Annotated in this window: 9 protein-coding genes; 6 read left to right on the forward strand and 3 right to left on the reverse strand. The window is 68.3% G+C overall.

Annotated features, from left to right (window positions below):
- Positions 1–68: 68 nt before the first annotated feature.
- Together J7500_RS00170 and J7500_RS00175 are read left to right on the forward strand one after the other, a co-directional pair.
- Complete coding sequence (locus tag J7500_RS00170; RefSeq protein WP_294058954.1) at positions 69–551, forward strand: GAF domain-containing protein; 483 nt, start codon at positions 69–71, stop codon at positions 549–551.
- 93 nt (positions 552–644) lie between these two features.
- Complete coding sequence (locus J7500_RS00175) at positions 645–1,586, forward strand: RcnB family protein (protein WP_294058956.1); 942 nt, start codon at positions 645–647, stop codon at positions 1,584–1,586.
- A gap of 442 nt (positions 1,587–2,028) precedes the next feature.
- On the opposite strand, the gene J7500_RS00180 is transcribed toward J7500_RS00175, so the two are convergent.
- Both J7500_RS00180 and J7500_RS00185 read right to left on the reverse strand, forming a co-directional pair.
- A complete protein-coding gene (locus J7500_RS00180) occupies positions 2,029–3,309 on the reverse strand; it encodes a M28 family metallopeptidase (protein WP_294058958.1) in 1,281 nt (426 codons plus the stop codon).
- Positions 3,310–3,466: 157 nt separating this feature from the next.
- Positions 3,467–3,922 (reverse strand): universal stress protein, encoded by a 456-nt coding sequence (locus tag J7500_RS00185; RefSeq protein WP_294058959.1) that lies wholly within the window; start codon positions 3,920–3,922, stop codon positions 3,467–3,469.
- A gap of 135 nt (positions 3,923–4,057) precedes the next feature.
- Here J7500_RS00185 and J7500_RS00190 point away from each other — a divergent pair, with 135 nt between their 5' ends.
- The 4 genes from J7500_RS00190 to lpdA are packed head-to-tail and all read left to right on the forward strand — an operon-like array spanning position 4,058 to position 7,429.
- On the forward strand, positions 4,058–5,374 hold the full coding sequence (locus tag J7500_RS00190) for a pyruvate dehydrogenase complex dihydrolipoamide acetyltransferase (protein WP_294058960.1): 1,317 nt from the start codon (positions 4,058–4,060) through the stop codon (positions 5,372–5,374).
- A 16-nt stretch (positions 5,375–5,390) separates the two neighbouring features.
- Positions 5,391–5,621 (forward strand): hypothetical protein, encoded by a 231-nt coding sequence (locus J7500_RS00195; RefSeq protein ID WP_294058962.1) that lies wholly within the window; start codon positions 5,391–5,393, stop codon positions 5,619–5,621.
- Positions 5,614–6,003: an acyl-CoA thioesterase gene (locus J7500_RS00200; protein WP_294058964.1), complete on the forward strand. Its 390-nt coding sequence runs from the start codon at positions 5,614–5,616 to the stop codon at positions 6,001–6,003. Before J7500_RS00195 ends, J7500_RS00200 begins: the two co-directional genes overlap by 8 nt.
- A 28-nt stretch (positions 6,004–6,031) precedes the next feature.
- Positions 6,032–7,429: a dihydrolipoyl dehydrogenase gene (lpdA, locus tag J7500_RS00205; RefSeq protein ID WP_294058965.1), complete on the forward strand. Its 1,398-nt coding sequence runs from the start codon at positions 6,032–6,034 to the stop codon at positions 7,427–7,429.
- Between the two features lie 118 nt (positions 7,430–7,547).
- On the opposite strand, the gene J7500_RS00210 is transcribed toward lpdA, so the two are convergent.
- Entirely contained in the window at positions 7,548–8,135 is a 588-nt protein-coding gene (locus J7500_RS00210) for a hypothetical protein (RefSeq protein WP_294058967.1), read from the reverse strand.
- Positions 8,136–8,248: the final 113 nt, after the last annotated feature.

Genomic DNA, 8,248 nt, shown 5'->3' on the forward strand with positions numbered 1-8,248 from the left:
ATCCTACTTTGCAAGGGTGTGGTTTTAAGCCCCTCCCCTTCGCGCGCGGCAGCGCCTACATCGCTGGCATGTACGCCTTCGACATCAGCACCGACAGCAAGTCCGACCTCTATCGCGAGCTCGCGGCGGCGCTCGATTCGCTCACCGCCGGCGAGCCCGACGCGATCGCCAACATGGCCAATGTCGCCGCGCTGATCTGGCAGGTGCTGCCCGATCTCAACTGGGCCGGCTTCTACCGCAACGTCGGCGGCGAGCTGGTGCTCGGGCCGTTCCAGGGCAAGGCGGCGTGCATCCGCATCCCGTTCGGCAAGGGCGTGTGCGGCGCGGCCGCGGCGAGCCGCGAGACGCAGCTCGTCGAGGACGTCCATGCCTTTCCCGGCCATATCGCCTGCGACGCTGCGAGCCGATCCGAGCTGGTCGTGCCGATCGTGCACCAGGGCGAGCTGCTCGGCGTGCTCGACCTCGACAGCCCCTCGCCCGCGCGCTTCGACGCGGGGGACGCGGCCGGTTGCGAGGCACTGATGCGCATCCTCGCGCCGCGCATCATCTGACCCGGATCGGGACAGTTTTGGGACTCTTCGCAGTATTTTCCGGGACTTGAGGGGCGTAGATTTCCCGCTTCGGAACGGAAGCGGGGAATCGAGATGCGCAAGCTCTGGCTGGCGGTGCCGCTGGGCGCCGGCTTGATATTCGCGGCAGCGCCGGCTGCAGCGCAGCAGGTATGGCAGAACGGGCGATGGGTGGTGCTGCCGCCGTCGACCGCGCCGATCGTGATGCCGGTGCAGCCGCACAATTGGGGACCGCTGATCGACGGCCGCTGGGAGGCGGGCTATCGCGCGCCGGGCGGCTGGGCGGCCTATCGCCGGCTCGATACGGGCGCCGAACTGCCGGCCTTCTGGCGCGGCTACCGCATTCCCAACTATCTGGCGCTGGGCCTCGCCGCGCCGCCGCAGGGCTATAGCTGGGTACGCTATTATGACGACGCCGTGCTCGTCGATGCGCGCGGGCGGGTGTGGACTTCGGTGAACGGCATCGCCTGGAACGGGGCGGCGCCTGCGGTGGTCCGCACCGCGACCAGCTCCGCGCCTGCGGTCGTCCAGGCGGGAGCATCCTATCCGCGGCGGGGAACGGCGAGCGGCAGCCAGCCGATGCTCCTGGTCGAGCCGCTGCCGCAACCGGCCATGCCCAAGCTGGCGCAGGCCTCCGCCGTGCAGGTCGCGCCGGTGGCGATCGTGCCGGTGACAGTGCCCGCTGCGCCGGTGGCGAGCGCTCCTGCGGCAGTGCAGGCTGCGCCGGTCAGGGTCGCCGCGCCGGTTCAGACCGCCGCCGTGGCGGTGCAAGCCGCTCCCGCGGTGGTGCAGGCCGCGCCGGTCGTAACCGTCCCCGCGGTGCAGACCATGGTCGGCGCGATGCAGCCCGCGCCGGTGGTGATGCAGATCCCGATGGTGATGCAGGCAGCGCCCGCCGCGGTGCAGGCCATGCCGCAGGGCAATGTCCAGACCTATAGCGCCGGCGGCGTGACGGTGATCGTGATCCAGCCGGCGCCGGTGGTGACCACCACGCGCGTGGTGCGCGAGACGCGGTAGGGCATCGTACCAGGTTGTATCGACATTCATCTCCCCTTCCTTTCAGGGAGGGGAGCGCGTTACGCTATCGCGCCGCCCCGCATCCTGCGCGGCCAAAGGTCACACCAAGGTCACACTATCGCGGCGGTTCGAGCGGGGCCTGCCATCGGCCGATCCGGCAGCGCGATGCCGGAAGTGGACACGGCGGAAGTGGACAAAGTGGACACACCAACGCGGGCGCATGCGCGTGCGTACGTGCCTGCGCGCGTGCGTGTGCGTGTGCGCGAGAGACGCCGATTATATTCAGATTGAGAAAGAGAGTTCCCGATTTGTTTCAGGCCAAATCCTATTTTGCAAGCGGCAAGATTTTGCGCCGGGCGCCTTGGTTGTCTCGACACTCCTCTCCCCTCCCCAAAAGAGAGGGGAGCGCGTTAGGCTGAATGTCGATACGCCCTAAAGCCCCTCAGCGCCGCCCGCCGAAGGTTACCAGGCTCTCCGACCCATCGGCGGCCAGCGCCGATACCCCGACGAAAGTGTCGTCGACGATCACGCCCTTGAGCACGGCCTCGGTGCCCTGCACGTCGCGGTGGTCGGTCCAGTCCTGCGCGTCGGCGCGGCGCCAGTGGATGCGATAGCCGGTGGCGCCCGGCACCGCCGGCCATTTGACCGTCGTGTCGGTGGCGAGCGCGCCGGCGAGCGTCACGCTCTCGGGCGCGGCGGGTGCCCTGGCGAGTCGGCGGATCGTGGCGACGTTGATCGCCGTCACCTTGGCCAGATAGGCGAAGTCCATCTTGTCGACGGTGTCGCCGAAGGTCTTGCCGCCCTGGGTGCGCAAATCCTGGTGCTGCTGGTCGTAGTTCTCGACGCCGACGGTGAAGCGCACCGCAGGGTAGCCGAGCTTGAGGAAGGGCGAATGGTCGCCGCCGCGGCCGAAGCGGTCGGGCCGGCGGACCAGGAACACGTCGAGCCCGCCGGGGAGCGTCCCCGCGACGCCGTCGATCGCCTTGGCGAGCGCGCGCGAGGGGCCGTCGTCCTCGCCGCCGTCGGCACGCCGGGCGAGCTGGGCCTCGATGCCCTCCGACTCGCGGATGCCTTCGGAGAAGACCCGTACCCGGTCCGCGACGCGCGCGCCACTCTGGCCGATGGTGTTGCCGACGATGTCGTTGTTGAGCACTGCGCTGACCGTCCAGCCCTTCTCCTTCGCGGTCTGGGCGAGCAGCTGGCCGCCGAACAGCCCCTGCTCCTCTCCGGAGAGCGCGGCATAGACGATCGTCGCGGCGAACTTCTCCTTCGAGAGGATGCGCGCCGCCTCGAGCACCAGCGCCACGCCCGAGGCGTCGTCGTTGGCGCCGGGCGCGTCGGCGGTGGCGTTCATCACGTCGGTCACGCGGCTGTCGATGTGCCCCATGACGATGACGACGCGCTTGGGATCGGTGCCGCGCTGGAAGCCGAGCACGTCGACCACCTCGACTCCGTTGGGCGCGCGTGCATTGGTGAAGGTGTTAGCGATGTTGGCGACTTCGATGCAGTCGCACGCGTCGCCGATCCGCGAGAGCTCGGCGCCGAACCAGCGCCGCGCCGCGCCGATGCCGCGCGTGGGGTTGTCGGGGTCGGACAGCGTGTGACGCGTGCCGAAGCGCACCAGCTTCTCGACCGAGGCCTTGAGCCGCGCGGGGTCGGGGTGCTCCTGCGCCGCGGCGGGCGTGGCGAGGAGGGCGACGGCGAGCGGGAAGAAATTTCGCATGGCCGATTGGTGACGGGAAAGGCGCGTTGCCTCAAGCCCCCCGGCCCGTCACCCCCGCGAAGGCGGGGGCCCAGAGCTAAGCAGTGCGCCGCTCGAGACTCTGGGCCCCCGCCTTCGCGGGGGTGACAACAAGTGGGAGTGACGAATTGGCCTGTGCTCAGCTCAGCCGGTCGATCGCCGCGATGTCGAGCGAGCCGGGGATGATCATCACCGGCACCGAGAAGCTGCCTGCGTCCGCCCCGGTGAAATGGCTGACCAGCGGGCCCGGCGCGCCGCTGGGGGCGGCGCCGAGAACCAGCGCGGCGATCTCCGGATTGGCGGCGATCATCTCGCGCACCACCTTGGCGCCGTCGCCCTCGCGCACGGTGATCGAAGGCTGCAGCCCCGACTCGGTGAACAAGGTGCCCGCCGCGCGCGCAACCAGCGCCTCGGCCCGCTCGCGCGCCTCTTCCTCGATCGTCGCCATCACGCCGCCCCATTGGACGAACTCCTGCGGCGGAATCAGCGCCAGAATCTCGACATTGCCGCCGGTCTTGACCGCGCGCCGGGCGGCGAAGCGCAGCGCGATCTCCGATTCCGGCTTCTCGTCGATCACCACCAGATAGGTGCGCATTGAAGGAAATCCCCTGTTGGACGCTTTTGCTGCCCTGCGATCGGCGCGCGCGCAAGCCCAAGCCCCTTGACCCTAGGGAATGCCGCGGCAAAGGAGGGCCATCCTCATCCCCAGGACCAAACGACGGGAACCTCCATGTCGATCGAAATCAAGATGCCGGCTCTTTCACCCACGATGGAAGAGGGCACCCTCGCCAAGTGGCTCGTCAAGGAAGGCGATACGGTGAAGTCCGGCGACCTCCTCGCCGAGATCGAGACCGACAAGGCGACGATGGAGTTCGAAGCCGTCGACGAAGGCGTGATCGGCAAGATCCTGGTCGCCGAGGGCACCGACAATGTGAAGGTGGGCACGGTGATCGCCGTGATCGCCGGCGAAGGCGAGGACGTCTCGGCCGCTGCGGCTGCCCCGGCGCCGACTCCCGCGCCCGCGCCCGCGCCGACTCCCGCGCCCGCTCCGGCCCCCGCCGCCGCCCCTGCGCCTGCACCGGCTCCGGCGCCTGCCGCCGCCGCCGCGGCTCCCGCTTCGGACGGCAAGCGCGTCAAGGCGAGCCCGCTCGCGCGCCGCATCGCCGCAGAAAAGGGTGTCGACCTGGCCGGCGTCACCGGCTCGGGCCCGAGCGGCCGCATCGTCAAGGCGGACGTCGAGGGCGCCAAGCCCGGCGCCGCCCCCGCCGCCCAGCCGGCAGCCGCCGCGGCCGCTCCTTCGGCTGCGCCCGCCGCCGCGGCTCCGGCCGAGCACAAGCCGGTCTGGTGGGACGAGAGCATCCCGCACGAAGCCGAGAAGCTCTCCAACATCCGCAAGACGATCGCGCGCCGCCTCACCGAGTCGAAGCAGACGATCCCGCACATCTATCTCACCGTCGACATCCGCCTCGACGCGCTGCTCAAGCTGCGCGGCGAGCTCAACCAGGCGCTTGGAAACCGCGGCGTGAAGCTCTCGGTCAACGATCTGCTGATCAAGGCGCTGGGCGTCGCGCTGATCCAGACGCCCAAGTGCAACGTCACCTACACCGGCGACCAGCTGATCAAGTACAGCCGCGCCGACGTGTCGGTGGCGGTGTCGACGCCGACCGGCCTGATCACGCCGATCATCCGCGACGCCGCGAACAAGAGCGTCTCCGCCATCTCGACCGAGATGAAGGAGCTCGCCGGGCGCGCCAAGGAAGGCAAGCTGCAGCCGCAGGAATATCAGGGCGGCACCGCGTCGCTCTCGAACATGGGCATGTTCGGAATCAAGCAGTTCGAGGCCGTGATCAATCCGCCGCAGGGCATGATCATGGCGATCGGCGCGGGCGAGAAGCGCCCGTATGTCGTCGACGATTCGCTCCAGATCGCGACGGTGATGAGCGCGACCGGCAGCTTCGACCACCGCGCGGTCGACGGCGCGGACGGCGCCGCGCTGATGAAGCTCTTCAAGGAGCTGGTCGAAGCGCCGATGGGGATGATCGCCTGACCAGGGAGCCGCGGCCATGCGCGTGCTGATCGAAGTGGTGCACATCGCGATCGGGCTGGCCGCAGCCTATGGCATCGCCTGGCTCGCGGCATGGTCCTATCCGCGCGCGACCGGCGACATCTGGCTGGTCACTTACGTCGCGATGGTGGCGGTGGTGCTGATGGGCGTGGGGCCGCTGCGGCGCGCCTATGCGATCGACCGCAAGCGGCTGGCGCGTGCGGGCAGGAAGGAAAGCCGGAATGGATGAGCTCAAGCGCCCGGAAGGCCAACCGGCGATCCGGGTGACCACCATGCCCGCCGACGCCAATCCCTATGGCGACATCTTCGGCGGCTGGCTGATGAGCCAGATGGACATGGCCGCGGGGCTGGTCGCCTCGCGCTATTCCAAGGGTCGCGCGGTGACGATCGCGGTCGAGGGGATGAAGTTCCACGCGCCGGTGGCGGTGGGCGACGAAGTTTCGGTCTATGCCGATCTGGTCCGCGTCGGCCGCACCTCGATGACGATCGACGTCGCCGCCTGGCGCCGCGCCCGCCACGCCGAGGAGAGCTGCCTGGTCACCCAGGCGCAGTTCGTCTTCGTCGCGATCGACGAGCATCGCAAGCCGCGGCCGGTCCAGGCCGAAAGCTGAGACACAAGCAGAGAGTTGGAAAGACCCAATGGCTGAAACCTACGACGTCATCGTTCTCGGCTCCGGGCCCGGCGGCTATGTCGCGGCGATCCGCGCGGCGCAGCTCGGGCTCAAGACCGCGATCGTCGAGCGCGAGAATCTGGGCGGCATCTGCCTCAACTGGGGCTGCATCCCCACCAAGGCGCTGCTCCGCTCGGCCGAGATCTTCCATTATATGCAGCACGCCAAGGACTATGGCCTGGCGGCGGAGAAGATCAGCGCCGACCTGGACGCGGTGGTCAAGCGCTCGCGCGGCGTCGCCAAGCAGCTCAACCAGGGCGTCACGCACCTGATGAAGAAGAACAAGATCGCGGTGCACATGGGCACCGGCGTGCTCACTGCGAAGGGCAAGCTGACCGTCACCGCGGCCGATGGCAAGAAGACCGATCTCGAGGCCAAGAACATCATCGTCGCGACCGGCGCTCGCGCCCGCGAGCTGCCCTTTGCCAAGGCCGACGGCAAGCGCATCTGGACCTATCGCCATGCGATGACCCCGAGCGAGATGCCGAGCAAGCTGCTGGTGATCGGATCGGGCGCGATCGGCATCGAGTTCGCGAGCTTCTACAACGACATGGGCGCCGAGGTGACCGTGGTCGAGATGCTCGACCGCATCGTGCCGGTGGAGGATGCCGACGTCTCCGCCTTCCTCGAGAAGGCGCTCAAGAAGCAGGGCATGACGATCCTGACCAAGGCCGGCGTCGACAAGCTCGAAGTGGGCGCGAACTGCGTCAAGGCGTCGATCAAGGACAAGGACGGCAAGGTCACGACGAGCGAGTTCAGCCACGTCATCGTCGCGATCGGCATCGTGCCAAACACCGAGAATATCGGGCTCGAGACGCTTGGCGTGAAGACCGACCGCGGCCACATCGTCACCGACGGCGCGTGCAAGACCAATGTCGACGGCATCTGGGCGATCGGCGACGTCACTGCCCCGCCCTGGCTCGCGCACAAGGCCAGCCACGAGGGCGTGATCGCCGCCGAGGCGATCGCAGGCAACCACCCGCACGCGATGGACCCGCGCAACATCCCGGGCTGCACCTATTGCCACCCGCAGATCGCGTCGGTCGGCCTCACCGAGGCCAAGGCCAAGGAAGCCGGCTATGAGGTGAAGGTCGGCAACTTCCCCTTCATCGGCAACGGCAAGGCGATCGCGTTGGGCGAGGCCGAGGGCTTCATCAAGACCGTGTTCGACGCCAAGACCGGCGAGCTGCTCGGCGCGCACATGATCGGCGCCGAAGTGACCGAGCTGATCCAGGGCTACACCATCGGCAAGACGCTCGAGACCACCGAGGCCGAGCTGATGGAGACGGTCTTCCCGCACCCGACGCTGAGCGAGATGATGCACGAGAGCGTGTTGGGCGCCTACGGACGCGCGCTTCATATCTGAGGACGCAGGCGAAGCGCCGGTTGCGCCTGGAGGCGTGCTGGCGCTTCCGCGTGCGGTTCACCGAAATCAGTGCGTGGGTGAGCCGGCGGACGATTGAGCAACCGGCCGGGCGATCATTTCACTTGCCGATCTCGGTGCTGAATGCCCCGGGGCTCAAATTGTCCGCCAGATCATGCGAAGACACGCCGATCGAGTGCTTTCCGTTGAAGCGCGCCTTGCTGTGGAGCAACTCAAGGAACCACGGCGGGAACCTCTTTTCGACGCCCGTGGTCACCGGATCGGCGGTGGTTTCCAATCTGATGCGCCTGATTCCGGCCGTCTCCGGATCGGCCGCCTCCACCGTCGTCGGATCGCCGATGTCACGAAAGCGCACCATCAGCGGCCAATCCGCACGGGGAAGCGTCGCCTCGTAGCGCTTGCCGCTCCCTAATTCCGTCACTGCCGCGACATAGCCGTCAATGCTGCCCATTTTCCGATCGGGAAGCAGCGCTTCGGTGGCCCTCGCGCCCAGATAGCCCGTCGGGCCGAGAAGCGTCGGCAGAACGAAAACCGGGCCGGAAGGCAGATCGACCACCACCGCTTCGGCCCGAAAACTCCCGCCGCCAGACCTGTCTTCGGAGGTTAGCGCGAACCGCTTGTAGGCGCTGACCTCCATGACGGACGAGCCGGAACGAGCGCCCGCGGGCGTCTCGGCCTCGACGGTCATCCGAAAGCGATATCTGGCGGGCCACCATTTGCGGCAGACGCCGAGCGCTAGCATCGCTCCACCCGCGACTATCGCCAATATCCCCCGCCGCGACATCACGCCGGTCGCCGCCG

This window comes from Sphingomonas sp., from assembly GCF_017744835.1.
GTDB lineage: Bacteria > Pseudomonadota > Alphaproteobacteria > Sphingomonadales > Sphingomonadaceae > Sphingomonas.